This is a genomic window from Streptomyces sp. NBC_01476, assembly GCF_036227265.1.
In the GTDB taxonomy this organism is placed as follows: domain Bacteria; phylum Actinomycetota; class Actinomycetes; order Streptomycetales; family Streptomycetaceae; genus Actinacidiphila.
Map to the genome: position 1 here is coordinate 2,304,294 of NZ_CP109446.1, position 13,555 is coordinate 2,317,848.

20 protein-coding genes and 1 tRNA gene are annotated in these 13,555 nt (G+C 69.9%); 12 read left to right on the plus strand and 9 right to left on the minus strand.

Going from position 1 to position 13,555, the window contains the following annotated elements; all coding sequences use genetic code 11:
- Positions 1-434 precede the first annotated feature (434 nt).
- Complete coding sequence (locus tag OG552_RS10065) at positions 435-1,118, plus strand: DedA family protein (RefSeq protein WP_329131390.1); 684 nt, start codon at positions 435-437, stop codon at positions 1,116-1,118.
- Between the two features lie 52 nt (positions 1,119-1,170).
- Here the strand turns inward: OG552_RS10065 and OG552_RS10070 are convergent, their stop codons facing one another.
- Positions 1,171-1,356 (minus strand): hypothetical protein, encoded by a 186-nt coding sequence (locus OG552_RS10070; RefSeq protein WP_329131392.1) that lies wholly within the window; start codon positions 1,354-1,356, stop codon positions 1,171-1,173.
- A 237-nt stretch (positions 1,357-1,593) separates the two neighbouring features.
- Between OG552_RS10070 and OG552_RS10075 the strand changes: the two genes are divergently transcribed.
- The gene (locus tag OG552_RS10075) at positions 1,594-3,015 is read left to right on the plus strand and encodes a family 2B encapsulin nanocompartment shell protein (RefSeq protein ID WP_329131394.1); all 1,422 of its coding nucleotides are present in this window, start codon (positions 1,594-1,596) and stop codon (positions 3,013-3,015) included.
- A gap of 121 nt (positions 3,016-3,136) precedes the next feature.
- Here the strand turns inward: OG552_RS10075 and OG552_RS10080 are convergent, their stop codons facing one another.
- Both OG552_RS10080 and OG552_RS10085 read right to left on the minus strand, forming a co-directional pair.
- Complete coding sequence (locus OG552_RS10080) at positions 3,137-3,895, minus strand: bestrophin-like domain (protein ID WP_329131396.1); 759 nt, start codon at positions 3,893-3,895, stop codon at positions 3,137-3,139.
- Positions 3,896-3,917: 22 nt separating this feature from the next.
- On the minus strand, positions 3,918-4,070 hold the full coding sequence (locus OG552_RS10085) for a hypothetical protein (RefSeq protein ID WP_329131398.1): 153 nt from the start codon (positions 4,068-4,070) through the stop codon (positions 3,918-3,920).
- A gap of 196 nt (positions 4,071-4,266) precedes the next feature.
- Here OG552_RS10085 and OG552_RS10090 point away from each other — a divergent pair, with 196 nt between their 5' ends.
- Positions 4,267-4,500 carry a hypothetical protein gene (locus tag OG552_RS10090; RefSeq protein WP_329131399.1) on the plus strand — a complete coding sequence of 78 codons (234 nt, stop codon included), beginning with the start codon at positions 4,267-4,269 and terminating at the stop codon, positions 4,498-4,500.
- Positions 4,501-5,121: 621 nt separating this feature from the next.
- Positions 5,122-5,406, plus strand: a complete 285-nt coding sequence (locus tag OG552_RS10095) for a sialidase family protein (protein ID WP_329131401.1) — start codon at positions 5,122-5,124, stop codon at positions 5,404-5,406.
- A 102-nt stretch (positions 5,407-5,508) separates the two neighbouring features.
- On the opposite strand, the gene OG552_RS10100 is transcribed toward OG552_RS10095, so the two are convergent.
- From OG552_RS10100 to OG552_RS10110, 3 genes are read right to left on the minus strand one after another with little or no spacing between them, the layout of a single operon-like run.
- Complete coding sequence (locus OG552_RS10100) at positions 5,509-6,360, minus strand: helix-turn-helix domain-containing protein (RefSeq protein ID WP_329131403.1); 852 nt, start codon at positions 6,358-6,360, stop codon at positions 5,509-5,511.
- A gap of 17 nt (positions 6,361-6,377) precedes the next feature.
- Entirely contained in the window at positions 6,378-6,905 is a 528-nt protein-coding gene (locus OG552_RS10105; RefSeq protein ID WP_329131405.1) for a DUF6879 family protein, read from the minus strand.
- Positions 6,877-7,137, minus strand: a complete 261-nt coding sequence (locus OG552_RS10110; RefSeq protein WP_329131408.1) for a hypothetical protein — start codon at positions 7,135-7,137, stop codon at positions 6,877-6,879. Before OG552_RS10110 ends, OG552_RS10105 begins: the two co-directional genes overlap by 29 nt.
- A 269-nt stretch (positions 7,138-7,406) precedes the next feature.
- On the opposite strand from OG552_RS10110, the gene OG552_RS10115 reads away from it, so the two are divergent.
- Entirely contained in the window at positions 7,407-7,781 is a 375-nt protein-coding gene (locus OG552_RS10115; RefSeq protein ID WP_329131409.1) for a hypothetical protein, read from the plus strand.
- A gap of 520 nt (positions 7,782-8,301) precedes the next feature.
- On the opposite strand, the gene OG552_RS10120 is transcribed toward OG552_RS10115, so the two are convergent.
- The 3 genes from OG552_RS10120 to OG552_RS10130 all read right to left on the minus strand — a co-directional run bounded on the left by OG552_RS10120 (position 8,302) and on the right by OG552_RS10130 (position 10,556).
- Positions 8,302-8,367 (minus strand) — tRNA-Val (locus OG552_RS10120).
- 46 nt (positions 8,368-8,413) lie between these two features.
- Positions 8,414-9,655 carry a hypothetical protein gene (locus OG552_RS10125; RefSeq protein WP_329131411.1) on the minus strand — a complete coding sequence of 414 codons (1,242 nt, stop codon included), beginning with the start codon at positions 9,653-9,655 and terminating at the stop codon, positions 8,414-8,416.
- Between the two features lie 364 nt (positions 9,656-10,019).
- Positions 10,020-10,556 (minus strand): helix-turn-helix domain-containing protein, encoded by a 537-nt coding sequence (locus OG552_RS10130; RefSeq protein ID WP_329131413.1) that lies wholly within the window; start codon positions 10,554-10,556, stop codon positions 10,020-10,022.
- A 212-nt stretch (positions 10,557-10,768) separates the two neighbouring features.
- On the opposite strand from OG552_RS10130, the gene OG552_RS10135 reads away from it, so the two are divergent.
- The 7 genes from OG552_RS10135 to OG552_RS10165 all read left to right on the plus strand — a co-directional run bounded on the left by OG552_RS10135 (position 10,769) and on the right by OG552_RS10165 (position 13,525).
- Entirely contained in the window at positions 10,769-10,975 is a 207-nt protein-coding gene (locus tag OG552_RS10135) for a helix-turn-helix domain-containing protein (protein WP_329131416.1), read from the plus strand.
- Positions 10,972-11,259 (plus strand): hypothetical protein, encoded by a 288-nt coding sequence (locus OG552_RS10140; RefSeq protein ID WP_329131418.1) that lies wholly within the window; start codon positions 10,972-10,974, stop codon positions 11,257-11,259. Before OG552_RS10135 ends, OG552_RS10140 begins: the two co-directional genes overlap by 4 nt.
- Before the next feature lie 101 nt (positions 11,260-11,360).
- The gene (locus OG552_RS10145) at positions 11,361-12,107 is read left to right on the plus strand and encodes a hypothetical protein (RefSeq protein WP_329131419.1); all 747 of its coding nucleotides are present in this window, start codon (positions 11,361-11,363) and stop codon (positions 12,105-12,107) included.
- Between the two features lie 8 nt (positions 12,108-12,115).
- Entirely contained in the window at positions 12,116-12,454 is a 339-nt protein-coding gene (locus OG552_RS10150; protein ID WP_329131421.1) for a hypothetical protein, read from the plus strand.
- Positions 12,451-12,723 (plus strand): hypothetical protein, encoded by a 273-nt coding sequence (locus tag OG552_RS10155; RefSeq protein ID WP_329131423.1) that lies wholly within the window; start codon positions 12,451-12,453, stop codon positions 12,721-12,723. Before OG552_RS10150 ends, OG552_RS10155 begins: the two co-directional genes overlap by 4 nt.
- Positions 12,720-13,355 carry a hypothetical protein gene (locus OG552_RS10160; RefSeq protein ID WP_329131425.1) on the plus strand — a complete coding sequence of 212 codons (636 nt, stop codon included), beginning with the start codon at positions 12,720-12,722 and terminating at the stop codon, positions 13,353-13,355. Before OG552_RS10155 ends, OG552_RS10160 begins: the two co-directional genes overlap by 4 nt.
- On the plus strand, positions 13,352-13,525 hold the full coding sequence (locus tag OG552_RS10165; RefSeq protein ID WP_329131427.1) for a hypothetical protein: 174 nt from the start codon (positions 13,352-13,354) through the stop codon (positions 13,523-13,525). Before OG552_RS10160 ends, OG552_RS10165 begins: the two co-directional genes overlap by 4 nt.
- Positions 13,526-13,555: the final 30 nt, after the last annotated feature.

A 13,555-nucleotide genomic window follows, 5' to 3' on the forward strand; every position in this document is an offset into this window, starting at 1 on the left:
CTCCCCTTCTGCTGTTGATCAGTTTACGGGAGGCCCGGCGGTGCGCCAGGGGCGCCGGGAGATCGTGAAGCACTTGTGAGGAAGCTCGCGACCCGCTCACCCCCCTTGCACGGGGAGCACCGGGACGTACTCTCGAAGGAAGCGCTCCGGCCAGCGGGAACCGGGTGCTGAACCGTTTCGGCGAAAGTATTCCCGCCGTAATAACGCCGTGATTGTCTCGTACGTCACGTGCCCTCGACGGAACCGCCGGGCACCACTGGCGTACGCTGTACGGCTGACGGCGAATGAAGATCCGCTGCCGTCGGCGCGACACCGGCAACACCTACAGATCCGCAGCTCAGCAGGCACGTAACAGGCACTCGGCGCTTCGCAACGGACTCGCGGGAACACAACGCACAACTCGGGCAGAAACTGGCGAAGGACGAGGAGGCGCAGTGCTGCACGGCGTGGGCTCCCTGTTCGAATGGCCGTGGATCTACCTGCTGGTCGCGCTCTCGGTTCTGCTCGATGTCTTCGTCCCCGTGCTCCCCAGCGGTGTGCTGGTGGTGAGCGCGGCCACCGCCGGGTCCTCGGGCGCCGGCGACGACATCCTCGACATCTTCGCGCTGCTGGGCTGCGCGGCCACCGCCTCGTGCGTGGGCGACCTGCTCGCGTACAAGCTGGCGTTCCGCGGCGGTGACTGGTTCCACCGCCGGCTCGCCAACTCCCGGCGGCTCGCGTCCGCGCACGAACGGCTCGACCAGGTGCTCAGCGGTGGCGGCGGCGCGCTCGTGGTGCTGGCCAGGTTCGCTCCGGCCGGCCGCAGCGTGGTCAGCCTCGGCGCGGGAACCTCCCGGCGCCGCCCCGGTGAGTTCCTGCCCTGGTCCGCGCTGGCCGGGGTGTGCTGGGCGACCTACAGCGTGGGCCTGGGCTGGATCGGCGGCGAGTGGCTCGGTGCGAGCTGGCTCGGCACCGCGATGTCCTTCGCCGCTCTGGTGGGTGCGGGCGCCTTCGCCGCCTATGTCTTCCGCCGCGAGCGCCGGCTGGCCATCGCGGCGGCCGGCTATCCGACCGTCCCGCTGGCGATCCCCGGCCAGGGCACCCCGCCGGACCGCGGCGCCGTCGTCGAAGCGCTCTGAGCCGCGAGCGCGCTCAGAGCACCCGACACATCCGGCGCGTCAACCCGCCGCCTCAGCGGCGACCGCGGCGTCTGCCCCCGTACGACCAGCCGGTGCCGACACCGGCCAGGTGCAGGGCCACGAAGAAGAGCCCGGCGACCATCAGGCTCCACGGCGTGAAGGCCGCGTCCGTGTGGGTGTTCGTGACATTGATGAGCCAGGCGATGAAGAGGATGACAGCGCCTACGGCAGCCAGCATGTGAAGTCTCCCTTGGATCCGAAGGGGCGCCGGGAGCGCCCGTCATCGCTCGGTTGCCCGCCAACGGCCTTTCGACGCACACGGGTTCGAGTCGACACCGAACCGGGACCGTCCGGCCCGCCGACCACGGCACTTACCCGTATTTCGGAAAGTATTCTCACTCGTTCCGGCAATAGGCAGCACTCTGCGTGACGGAAAGAATGAGCCCGTATCACCCACTTACGGGAAGGACAGCACATGTCGGTTGATGCGGGCCAGGACACCGCACAAGGCGCACCCCAGAACGGCGAGCAGCGGACGAGTCTCGACACCGCCGCCGCCCGCAATCTGGCGACCACCACCAAGTCCGCCCCGCAGATGCAGGGCATTTCGTCCCGCTGGCTGCTGCGCGTACTGCCCTGGGTCCAGGTCAACGCGGGCACGTACCGGGTGAACCGCCGGCTGAGTTACGCGGTCGGTGACGGCCGGGTCACCTTCGTGAAGACGGGCTCGCAGGTCCGGGTGATCCCGCAGGAGCTCGGCGAGATCGCCGCGCTGCGCACCTTCCAGCACAACGCCTCGCTCACCGCACTGGCGGATCGTTTCGTCCAGCGGGAGTACGGACCGGGCGAGGTCCTGGCCGAGGCCGGAGCGCCCGCCGACACGGTGTTCCTCATCGCCCACGGCAAGGTGGAGAAGCTCGGCGAGGGTTCGTACGGCGAGCAGACCCGGCTCGGTGTCCTCGCCGACGGCGACCACTTCGGCGAGCAGGCGCTGCTGACCGGCGACGCCACCTGGGAGTACACCGCCAAGGCCGGCGCCGCCACCACCGTGCTCGCCCTGTCCCGGCAGGAACTTGAGCCGCTGCTGGCCCAGTCCGCGGAGCTGCGCGGCCACCTGGACGCACTCCGCTCGATCCCCCGGCAGCGCGCCAACAGGCGCGGTGAGGCCGACATCGAGCTGGCCTCCGGCCACAAGGGCGAGGCCGCGCTGCCCGCCACGTATGTCGACTACGAGGTCAAGCCCCGTGAATACGAACTGAGCGTCGCCCAGACGGTGCTGCGCGTCCACAGCCGGGTGGCCGACCTCTACAACGAGCCGATGAATCAGACCGAGCAGCAACTCAAGCTCACCGTCGAGGCGTTGCGCGAACGCCAGGAGAACGAGCTGATCAACAACCCGGAGTTCGGGCTGCTCGGCAACGCCGACTACGAACAGCGCCTCCAGCCGCACGCAGGGCCCCCGCTGCCCGACGACCTGGACGAACTGCTCAGCCGGCGCCGCGGCACCCGCTACCTGCTCGCCCACCCGCGGGCCATCGCCGCCTTCGGCCGTGAGTGCACCCGCCGCGGGCTCTACCCGGACCCGGTCGAGGTGCTGGGCACCAGCGTGCCCGCCTGGCGCGGTGTGCCCATCCTCAGCTGCAACAAGATCCCGGTCACGGCCGCCCGCACCAGCTCGATCATCGCCCTCCGCACCGGCGAGGAGAACCAGGGCGTCATCGGCCTCAACCAGACCGGTCTGCCGGACGAGTACGAACCGGGGCTCAACGTCCGCTTCATGGGCATCGACGAGAAGGCCGTCATCAGCTACCTGGTGAGCACCTACTTCTCGGCGGCGGTCCTGGTCCCGGACGCGCTGGGCGTGCTGGAGAACGTGAACGTGGCCAACTGGCACTGAACCACCGGCCGGCACCGACCGACGTGACCGGCTGACGTGACCGGCTGAGTGACGGAGAACGAGAGCGGCTCCCCTGCCAGGCCGGGCAGGGGAGCCGCTCTTCTGGCTGGACCGCGACCGGTCAGGTGCCGAGCACGATGTCCCGCAGGACGTCCGCCGACACCGCGAGTCCGCTGCCGAAGGGCGCGTCCAGGTCCCAGATCAGGAAGAGCAGGAAGGCGATGAGCGCGCTGAAGAGCCCGGCGAGCAGCAACTCCCGTGGGGAGCGCCGGATCTGCAGCGTGAAGATCAGGCCGACCGTCACCAGCGCACCGGTGATCAGGCCGAACCACACCATGCCGGGCATCGTCGCCCCGGCGTTCTGCCCGCGCGACGCCCGCGCCTGATCGGCCGCGGCGACCTCGTCCACCACCGGCTGGTACGCCTGCGCGGCCAGATCGCTCCTGGGGTCGAACTGTGTCACGTCGGTCCGCACCTGGTTGAGCAACGCGGTGCCCTGCGGGGAGAGTTCACCGTGCTTGCGCATGTACGGCCACTCGTGGTCGGCGACGAACACGACATACGCGTCCACGTCCGAGCGCACCTTGTCCCGTACGTCCGCCGGGTACACCTGCACCCGGGACTTCACCTCGTGCAGCGCCTGCGCCTCGGCCAGGACATCCGCCTGCGCCGAGCCGCGGCCCTCCCAGACCCCGGCGATGGCCAGGCCCAGGACGATCGCGTAGACCACGCCGATCATCATGACCATGTACTCGATGACGTCCGGTGTCTCCGACGGGTCGTCGTCCTCGGCGATCCTGCGTTGCATCAGGACCACCACGCTGAGCACCACGGCGCAGACCGCGACCATGGCGATGACCAGTGCCACCCACTGCGACATACCGATTCCCCCTTGCTGTGGGCTAGTTGTTCCTGCGATACGCGTTGGAGCCGGGCCGCAGCACCGCCACGGCGAGCAGCGCGGGCACCGTGGTGAGCAGCAGCGTCACGGTGAGCGGCCGCCGGTGCGGGGCGGGCGGTGCGGCCGGCGACGGTTGCCTGACCGGCCAGTGCACGGCCGCCGGTGCGGCGGGCGGCGCGGGGTGCGGCGAGACGGTGGGTGCGGGTGCCGGTGCGGGTTCGGGCGGCGGTGCGGGCCGCGGTGGAGGCGGCGGTGGAGGCGGCGGTGGAGGCGGCGGCGGTACGGCCACGGCCGGCGGCGTGGGCTGCGGTGTCGGGGTGGGCGTGGGTTCCGGGGGTGTCGGGGTGGGCGTGGGTGACGGGCTGGGGCTCGGGGGTGCGGTCGTGGGCGGGGGTGTGGTCGGTGGCGGGGTGGTCGGCGGCGGTGGCGGCGGCGGGGGCTTCCCGCACCACCACGGCAGCGGCCTGCCGTGGTGCTCGCCGTGCCCGTGCCACTCCAAGCCCCAGCCCCAACTCCAGATCCACCGCCAGGGCACGCACCACGCGGGTACGGGCCGGTACGGGGGCCGCACCGGGAAGGTGTGAGGGTGAGCGGGCCCGGCGTGGTGCGCGGAGGTGCCCCCGTGGCCGGGCACGGCGGGAGCCGACCCACCACCCAGGTGGTGGGCCGGGCCGGACGGTCGGTTGCTGGCGGGCGGCTTCTCCGTGCCCGCCGCCGAGGGCTCAGCTGCGGGAGCCGGCTCGGGCTCAGGTGCCGCGGCAGGCTCGGGCGAGGAGGTCGGCGGCGACGCGGACGCGGCAGTCGGCTCCGGCGTCAGCGCCGGCTCCGCCACGGGTTCCGGCACCGCGGCAGGCGAAGACGGCTCCGGCGCAGCGGCGGACACGGGCGGCCGGTGTGCCCCGGAGCCCGGGGAGCCCGGGGAGCTCTCCTCCCGGCCGGCGGTCCCCCCGGCCCGCACGCCCGGCGAACCGCAGGTGCGCGCGGCGGGCGGAGCGGTCGCGTGATGTGACGGCGAGGCGCAAGGACCCCGGGGAGCGGCCATCGCCGATGTGCTCAGCCCCCAGGAGCCCGTCGCCATGACGGTGACGGCGAAAGCCGCCCATAAGCGGGTGTGTTTCCCCCACTGAATGCTCATTCGGCCATGGTCAGCAGCCACCGGAAGACGCGCCCGGGCCCCTCGCACCCTTCGCCCGAATGGGTGACTTTTGCCCAAAACCGCCGCTCATACGTACGACCAGTTCCTCCGGCGACCGCTCCTCTACTCCGGCCCCGAGGACCCCTCCGCCCGGCAGCACCTGACGCTGCGCCGCAGCACCGACCGGGGCCTGCACTGGCGCCCCACCGCCCACCTCACCGCCCCGGACACCCCCGCCGCCTACTCCGACCTGACCAAGATCTCCCGCACCCGCCTCGGCATCCTCTTCGCAACCGGCACCACAACCCCCTACGACCACATCACCTGGCACACCCTCCCCCTCACCTTCCCCTGACCAGGCGCGGCGCCAAGCGGCGCGGTCGGGCCCTGCCCGCAGGCCGGCGGGTGTCCCATCCATGCTGCTGGGCCCGCCCCGCCTGCTTGAGCGGGCCGGGCCTCAGCGCAAGGCGTCGATGGCCCGCACGATCAACGCCCGCGCGTCGGCTCCGTACACCGCCATACCGCGCAGCTGCTCGAACGCGGTGGCGTACAAGGCGATCTCGGTGGGCTGCGTCACCTTCACCCGGGCTGACAACAGCTCGACGGACACCAGCGCGTCGTCGTAGATGTGGAAGACCTCTTGCGGCCACACTGCGCGGTCCCGGGTCGAGCTGGGGATGATGCCGAGCGAGACTGCGGGCAGGGCGCCGGCCGTGAGGAGGTGGCCGAGTTGGGCTCCCATCGCGTTGTCGTCGCCGAGCTGGTAGTGCAGGACTGCTTCCTCGATGACGAGGACGAACCGCCTGCGGGGCTCGTGGATGATCTGGGAGCGGCGCAGCCGGGCGACGGCGGCCTCGGCGCTGTCGTCGGGGATATCGAGCATGCGGGCGTTCGCGCCGAGCAACGCCCTGGCGTAGCCCTCAGTCTGCAGCAGGCCGGGAACGAGGGTCGGCGAGTAGATCCGAAAGTGCGTGGTTGCCCGATAGAGATCGGTGTAGGACTCCTGAAGTTGCCGTAGGCCGGCCCGGACCCGGCGACGCCAGTCCGTGTACAGCGACTCCGCGTTGCGGGACTCGGCGATGATGTCCGGCGCCTGGTCACCCGCGCCGCATGCGTCGCACCACAGGCGGATGTCGCGAGGCGCCGGCGGTGTGCGGGCGTTCTCGATACGGGACACTTTCGGGTGGGTCCAGCCGCAGCGACCGGCCAGCTCGGTGCCGGTGATCCCCGCGTCCGCGCGCAGGTCGCGGAGACGCCGAGCTACTGCCTCGCGAGCGATCTGGGCTGCGGACGACGGGGATACGGGCATCTTCTGGTGGCATCTCTCTACTCGATCTTGTACTCGTTGTGCGGGATCGCCCGGTTCCAGACCGCGTCGAACGCGTCGGCACAGAGCTTGGCCACGGCCGGCTCCTCACTGATCTCGCCGCCGCCCGAGGCGCCGTCTCCGCTGAAGTGGTTCCAGCGGACGAGGCGGTCATCGATCAGCCAGAAGTCATTGCCGGGCAGTGCGATGTTGCTCGCCTGCCGCCGCGGCAGCCACCGGACCTGTTCGCCAGCGCCGAGGTTGACGACGGTCCCCGCGTGTTCGTACCGGATGTACGCGGTGACCGGCTCGGACACGATCCGGGCGCGGCGTACCGCTACGCCCCGGGCGACCGTGCGCTGCACGAGGTCCACCCAGGGGGCCCAGTAGGGCGATCCGGGGTCGACGTCGCGCTCACCAGTGGCCCGCCAGTGGGCGAAGTCGGCCGCCTCGCTGTCCACGCCGTAGACGTCGCGCATCTCCAGGTGCACGGCCGAGGAGCGGGCGCCGTCGAGGAGTTCAGCGAACGTCGGCGCGTTCGAGGGCATCGCACGCCTCCCTGATCATCGGCAGCATCCTGGCGGGAATGCGGATCACGGTCTCGCCCTCGGGGATGCCCACAGCGTGGTCCGGGACCTCTGTCCGCTCGCATTCCGCGAGGGTGTCCTCGTCAGGCTCCCAGCCCTGGAAGACGAACTCGCGCTTCTCCTGGTCGACCCACACGGTGGGGCTTTCGCCGGTCCCCGTGTTGGGGTCGATGCCGATGAACCGTAATGCCATGACAGCCTCCGACGCTTGGCGTGTTCGCGGTTGTACGCAACGGTCACGCGTCGGCGGAGGCGGGTCAAGACCGCGTGCGGCCCATCATCACCCGTTCCAGTAGTTCCGTGAACATCAGTGAACATTAGTCGCAGGGCCGCACGGGCCGTCCCTACCGTCGGGGGCAGTGCTCCCGGCCCGGGCGCCGACGGGCTCCGGGGCGGGGCAGCGAGATGCCCCCGCGGCTCGCAGGCCCGGGAGCGTGGACGGCGCCAGGAGAGGGCGACGACATGCAGGAGAGTGAACGCGCTCGGCCACCGGTCCTCAGCCTCGCCGATGCCCGCCCGCCGGGGCCGCCGGTGCCGCCCTACACGGTGCGTGCCTTCCTCGACGACGAGCTGCCGGCGTTCCGGCGGGTCCGTGAGCTGGAGGCGATGGCCGGCCGGTTCACCGGCCTGCCGCTGGACGGCACCGTCGAAGGCATCCGGACCGTGATCGGTGACCGGATCAGCATGGAGGACTACCGGCGCCTCCACATCCTCATCTCGCACCTGTACCACGCCTGCGGTGCCGATATCCCACTGACCACAGAGCTCCGCACCGAGGTGAACCTGGCACTCGCCCGGCGCGGCAACACACCCACCCGCGAGACCGAGACGAGGTGACCACATGTCCTGCGAGAACCCCAACTGCCGCACAATGGGCTGCTCCACCGAACCCAGACCGCCCGGCCCCACAACCCGCTGAGCCCGAAGCGGCGGGCCGACCTGGAGCGGTCCATGCCCCAGGTCGACCCACCGCCGAGGCATCGTCCCCAGGACAGCACCGAGAGAACCGGTGACCGCCGCCCCGCTGTCCGCTCGGCTCGGCTCGGCTCGGCTCGGCTGCGGATCTTGCCCGCGAGTCGCCCGGCCCGGAAATCCAGGCCATGGCGCGAGGCGCGGCCGGCAGGCTGTCCGGCCAGTACAACCGCCCGAGCCGAAATCCTTGCGGGCGGAGTCTGGCCCACGTGGGGAGGCAGGCCGGCCCTCTCCGCGAGGCGCACTCTACGCACGAGTAGGGCGGAATTTCATCCCTCGAAGGGGCGACCAGGATCATGATCACATGGGGATGTGGGATCCATACGGGTTCGGGGCGCGAAAAGGGCCCCTCTCGCCGGCGAGCAAAGGGGCTCTGACCTGGGGGTGGGCGTGGACGGTTTCGAACCGCCGACATCCGCCTTGTAAGGGCGGCGCTCTTTCTCCCTGGGCCTGCGATGCAACCCTAGGAGAAGATCATCTGGGAGATTTTCGGGAGATCAACTTTCCTCCCAGATCCTCGACCAGCCCAGCGCCTTCATCCCGCGCTCGTAGATCCTCTGGAGCCCTTCCAGTCTAATGCGGCGCATGTCCGGCGTGGGGTGCTGGTAGATAGCTTTGATCCCGGGCCGCTTGTGTCCGGCCTGTTCGAACGCCAACGCCGGCTTCACGCCGATCTCATCCTGGTAGGTGTCGTGCGTGTGCCGCAGAGCCCGCATCGTCAGCCCCGGCATGATCGGCTCCCAACCAGCCCTCGGCGCGTGGCCCTTCGTCGCCTCCAGCGCCTCCCGCCCGTCGGCACCCGGCCGCACAATCTGGCGCCCGAAGTTCCCGCGGCGCCAATGTCCGCCGGTGCGCGTGCAGAACAGGAACTCGTGCCCCCAGCCGTCCGCGTGTGCGGCCAGCAGTTCGGCGAGGAATGGCGGAAGGTCGATGCTCCGCTTGGACTCCGCGGTCTTCACGGGCTCGATGCCGAGGAACAGGGGCAGGCGCTCACCGTCCGGACCGCGGGGCGTGTACTCCGCGACCTCCTCGACAACGGCGAGTGTGGGACAGGCGAAGCCGCGCTCGTGCCGCTCCCCCAGGCTCGACGGCCGCAGCGCCAGGGACTCGCCCCAGCGGACGCCGGCGAACGCCGTGACGATGATGTGCAGTCCGTCGAGCGGGCCGACGCGGCGGGCAAGTTGAAGCGCGACTTCCGGTGGCGCCCACATCTCCGCCGTGTCCTTCGCGCCCACTGCCTCCTTCACGGCGGCCGGCCGCGACCGACGCCGGTTGGCGAGCGGGTTGACGAGCAGCCGCTGGGCGTCCACCGCGCCGGTGAGGATCTGGGACATGATCGTCAAGCACTTCGTGGCCGTCGAGTCGTCGCAGTCCAGGCCGTTGGCCCACCTCTCGGCGTCGTACCAGGTGATGCCTTGGAGCGGCACGTACTCCCAGTGGGGCAGGATGTGCGTCTCCAGCTTCTCCCACATCGTGCCCCGGGTCCGGCCGCGCGGTTCCCGGTCGGCCATGTACTTCCGGGCCCACTCTCCGAAGGGGCCGCGCGAGAGCGCCGGGTCGATCCAGCGGCCTTCGCGTATCGCCGCTTCCTGGGCGTCGCCCCAATCGATCGCGGTTCGCTTGGTCGGGAAGCCGGGCTCGGACCCGTAGGTCCCGTCCGGTCTGAGGTAGCGGGCCCGCCAGGTGACCTTGCCCTTGCTGCCTTTCGCGGTGCTGACGCGCTTCTCGGCATACGCCATGGTCACCCCTTGAGGTGTGTTGCTTGGTGGGTGCCGGGGTGGCGGCCGGCCGCCGGCGGGCCGCCGTACTCCCTATCATCGAGGACTCGTCCTCGTTTACTTCCTGGTGTCCCCGCCGGGCTTCCAGAACATGGCTCCGGTGGTGCCTGCTGCGAACGCTCTGTCGATGTAGAGCACGGTGTCGCCTTGCCGCGTTGGCCGCGCCCAGACCATGGCTCGCCCCGGCATGCCGGACACGCGTAGAACATGGACCATGCGGTCCCCCTGAACGCCGTGGCGCCCCCGCCGTCGGTCTGGTCATGCAACCACACTTATAAGCGGATTGTGTAGGCGTTCGCGCCAACTGACGACCAGAAAGGTGCACTCACCCGTTATCTGACGGGTCGTCTGTTGCTGGGTCGGCTGGAGTGAGCCCGAGGCGCCGGAGATGCCCTTCGCGCTGCTCCCATGCCTCCAGTTCGGCACGCAGTTGCGCGCGCGATGCGGTGGGTTTTCCTTTGACGATGACGACCATCTCCCCGTTCGGCCCAAGGGGGATGACGGTGCTGTCAAGCGTGGTGCCTGCGGCCAGCGCTTCAACAACTCGCAGCCCCAGTCCTTCTGTACCGATCACGGCAGGTGGATCGGCATCAGGTTGGACGACCGGCGCATTGAGGTGCCCTGGGGTGGCGGGTAGTGGGTCGCCGCCGGCAAGGATGCCCTCGATCGAGCCAGCCCCCCAGCCGAACTCCCGTGCGATGGCTCGAAGAGTGGGAGAGATCTTCTTCACGCGGGCGCGCTCGATGTTGGCGATTGTGGTTGCACCCACGCCAACGAGGTCGCCCAGTTCCGCCTGCGTAAGGCTTCTGGTCTCTCGCGCGTCCCGCACTGCGATGCCGAGCCGCGTCCAGTTTCCGCTCATGGAACCTCATGATGCCTCACTTTCATGCAACCACGTAGACCCCATCTCAGCCTTTGACCTGCACGTTAAGGCGCCCTGAGGGGCACAAGGGTTGCATAGCGCGATCCGGAGCGCATATCCCCTCAGTCACACCACTCACACCCTCAGAGATTGAGGCAAGAATGTGAGCAGAGTGCTTGCAGGCCGGGGGGCTACACCCTTACTCTCTGAGGGTGACATTGAACGGCGACGCAGTCAGAGCCCTCAGGGAGGCGCAGAAATTGAGCCTTCGGAAGCTTGCCTGCCTCACCGGCCGGCACCGCAGCCACCTCTCCCGGATCGAACGGGGACTGGCCGGAGCCAGCAGTGAGACAGAAGAGCGGATCGCCAGGGCGCTGGGCGTCCCGGAAGCCGCCATCACCCACAAGGAGACGACGTGACCGCCATGGCCACGGAACCCGCAACCCCCACGAACGAGCAGGTCCAGGTCGAGGCAGCCGAGTCCATCGACGAACTCCGGCGGTACACGCCCGAGGAAGTCGCGGCGAACAAGTGGCTCCCCTGGACGCCTCGGATGATCCGCGAGAAGTGCAAGCGGCACGAACTCCGGCACCACCGCGATGGTGGCCGGATCACGCTCACGGCCGATGACATCCGGGCCTACAACGAGGCCAGCGCGACGCATCCGCTCTCGAAGACAAGGCGCGTCCGCAAGGCCGCCTGACCCGCCCCTTGCGTGTGGCGGGGGCCGGCCGGTTGCCCCCGGCGCGACCCCCTCGGCTGCACGCCTCCCGTCCAACCAACCGAAAGAGAGAGGCGAGAGCCTTGAGCAACATCATCTCATCCGACGACCCGCGTGCCACCTATGTGGCTAGTCTGCGGGAGTTCGCGGACTTCCTGGAGTCCAACCCGGACGTGACCGTCCCCACGACGCAGCGGACGTTGCTGTTGTCACTGTCGCTGAACTCGGCGGTCGAGGAGTTCGCGGCCAAGCACGGTCTGACCGTGGTGTTCGACGCCGAAGGCAACGCATCGGCGGACATGACGTTCGGGCCGGTCATCTACCACGCCTACGGCTACGTGGACTTCGCGGAGCACTGCGACCGGAACGCGGAGCGAGCAGCCCGCGAGTGGGCCGAGCGTAAGGGCCTGGAGATCGTCGCCCCGCTGGTGTCGGACGACACGATCCGGCAGGCGGAGAACCAGCTGGCTCTGAACGTCGCCGACCGCGAGGCCGCCGAGGCTGCCCCACAGCCCCCGGCCCGGGTTCCGGTGGATCCGGCGTCGAAGGCCGCCCGCCTGGCCCGACTGATCGCGGAGAAGTACCCGTTCCACGCGATGACGGAGCTGATCGACGCCGAGACGCTGAACGTCTTCGTCACCCCGGCCGGCTTGGGCGACTGGGACTGGTGGCTCGGGCGGTTCCACATTCCGACGGGGCAGATGACCCACCGCGGTTCGTATTCCACGGCGAAGGGCAACCACGGCTCCGTCACGGTGCTGCTGACCGGGTACGGGGTTCCGGCGCTGTACGCGGCGCAGGTTGCGGCACAGACCGGCGGTGCGCTGTGACCGCCCGGGTGAGCCAGCAGGCGGGCCCGCTGATGGCGTTGATGCAGTTGGTGCAGGAGAACCCGGATCTTCCCGCGGTGCGGTGGAGTCTGGCAGCCGACGGCTTCCTGATGGGTGACCTGATGGTGGACGAGGACGCGCGGCCGATCATGGCGGCGTTCGTGGCCGTGTTCGGCGGGCAGCCGACGGAGTCCCGGTACTCGCACCTTGGGGTCGAGCGGTTCTCGCTGTGGCTGCCGACGACGTGGCGGGACGTGCGCCTGTCGGTGACGGTGATCTGCCCGGCCGATGCCCTGGCCCCGGCGGGCTTGCCGGCTGAGTGGTCGTCGAAGGCGGTGGCGGCATGAGTGCCATCGAGATCGCTGAGGCGCGGAGTCTCACCGTGGAGGACCCGCAGTCGTTCATGCTCGCGTTTCACGCGGGTCGGCGTGCCGCCGGGATGGATGTGGACACGGCCCAGTTCCTGCGGTCGCTGTGCACGGATGGTCACGCGTCGTCGGCTGCGGGGTTCGTGGAGGGTTTGGCCGCGGCGAACGCTGAGGCCGGAATACCGGTGTCGTCGGCGGCTCCGTTCTGGCGGCGGAACATCCTGCGGACCAAGGCGGTGGCCGCATGACCGCCCCGCTGAGTGAGCAGCAGCTCGCCGAGATCGCGGCGCGTGAGGCGGCTGCGTCTAAGGGCCCGTGGCTCGAAGGAGCGAGGCGCGGCAATGTCCCCACGCTCTACCGTCCGCTGACGTCTGGTGATGGTGTCAGCACCTACCCGAGCGTGCTCTTTGAGTTGACGTCGGTGTATGGCGGCCCAGGTGACATGGCCTTCATTGCGGCAGCCCGCGAAGACGTGCCCGCGCTGCTGGCCGAGGTGGAGCGTCTGGCCGCCCGTGTCACCGAGCTGGAGGCGGAGCATCCCTCGCGGTTCGCGGCAACGCCCGCCGAGGTGGACGTATACCTGCGGTCGATCCTCGCCGAGGACACGTACCTGCGGTACCAGCAGGCCATCGGTTCTGAGGCTGTACGTGAGGCCATGGACGACGCGACGGCCTACCGGAACTGCGACGACAACGCCTCGAAGAAGCAGGCGTGGCGGTCCGGTATCGACGACGCCCTCGGCTACGTCGACCCCGACGGAGATGTCGGTCCGTATCCGTCGAATCTCCTGTGCTCGCAGCACAACGGCTTCGGTCCGTGCCCCGGCTACCCGTGGTGCACCCCGTCGCAGGACGACACCGAGCCGGGTGATCCCTCATGACCGCCCTGTCCCCGCGACCGGTCGCGGCCTCGCTGGCGGGTGCCGCCGAGCCTGATGCCCGCCTCAAGGTCGGCCGCCTGTTGGAGCAGTGGCATCAGGTGATGGATCTGGATGCGGACTCGGTGTGGCCCGTGCCCGACGTGCTCAGGGCGGGTGAGCCGGGTGAGTGATGACAACTGGTTCCCGGGCAAGGACCAGCC

Excerpts from the sequence above, each read along its gene's own strand:
- OG552_RS10070 (WP_329131392.1), bottom strand. The coding sequence starts at position 1,356 with ATGCTGGCTGCCGTAGGCGCTGTCATCCTCTTCATCGCCTGGCTCATC.
- OG552_RS10075 (WP_329131394.1), top strand. The coding sequence starts at position 1,594 with ATGTCGGTTGATGCGGGCCAGGACACCGCACAAGGCGCACCCCAGAAC.
- OG552_RS10080 (WP_329131396.1), bottom strand. The coding sequence starts at position 3,895 with ATGTCGCAGTGGGTGGCACTGGTCATCGCCATGGTCGCGGTCTGCGCC.
- OG552_RS10100 (WP_329131403.1), bottom strand. The coding sequence starts at position 6,360 with ATGCCCGTATCCCCGTCGTCCGCAGCCCAGATCGCTCGCGAGGCAGTA.
- OG552_RS10105 (WP_329131405.1), bottom strand. The coding sequence starts at position 6,905 with ATGCCCTCGAACGCGCCGACGTTCGCTGAACTCCTCGACGGCGCCCGC.
- OG552_RS10110 (WP_329131408.1), bottom strand. The coding sequence starts at position 7,137 with ATGGCATTACGGTTCATCGGCATCGACCCCAACACGGGGACCGGCGAA.
- OG552_RS10115 (WP_329131409.1), top strand. The coding sequence starts at position 7,407 with ATGCAGGAGAGTGAACGCGCTCGGCCACCGGTCCTCAGCCTCGCCGAT.
- OG552_RS10125 (WP_329131411.1), bottom strand. The coding sequence starts at position 9,655 with ATGGCGTATGCCGAGAAGCGCGTCAGCACCGCGAAAGGCAGCAAGGGC.
- OG552_RS10130 (WP_329131413.1), bottom strand. The coding sequence starts at position 10,556 with ATGAGCGGAAACTGGACGCGGCTCGGCATCGCAGTGCGGGACGCGCGA.
- OG552_RS10155 (WP_329131423.1), top strand. The coding sequence starts at position 12,451 with ATGAGTGCCATCGAGATCGCTGAGGCGCGGAGTCTCACCGTGGAGGAC.
- OG552_RS10160 (WP_329131425.1), top strand. The coding sequence starts at position 12,720 with ATGACCGCCCCGCTGAGTGAGCAGCAGCTCGCCGAGATCGCGGCGCGT.
- OG552_RS10165 (WP_329131427.1), top strand. The coding sequence starts at position 13,352 with ATGACCGCCCTGTCCCCGCGACCGGTCGCGGCCTCGCTGGCGGGTGCC.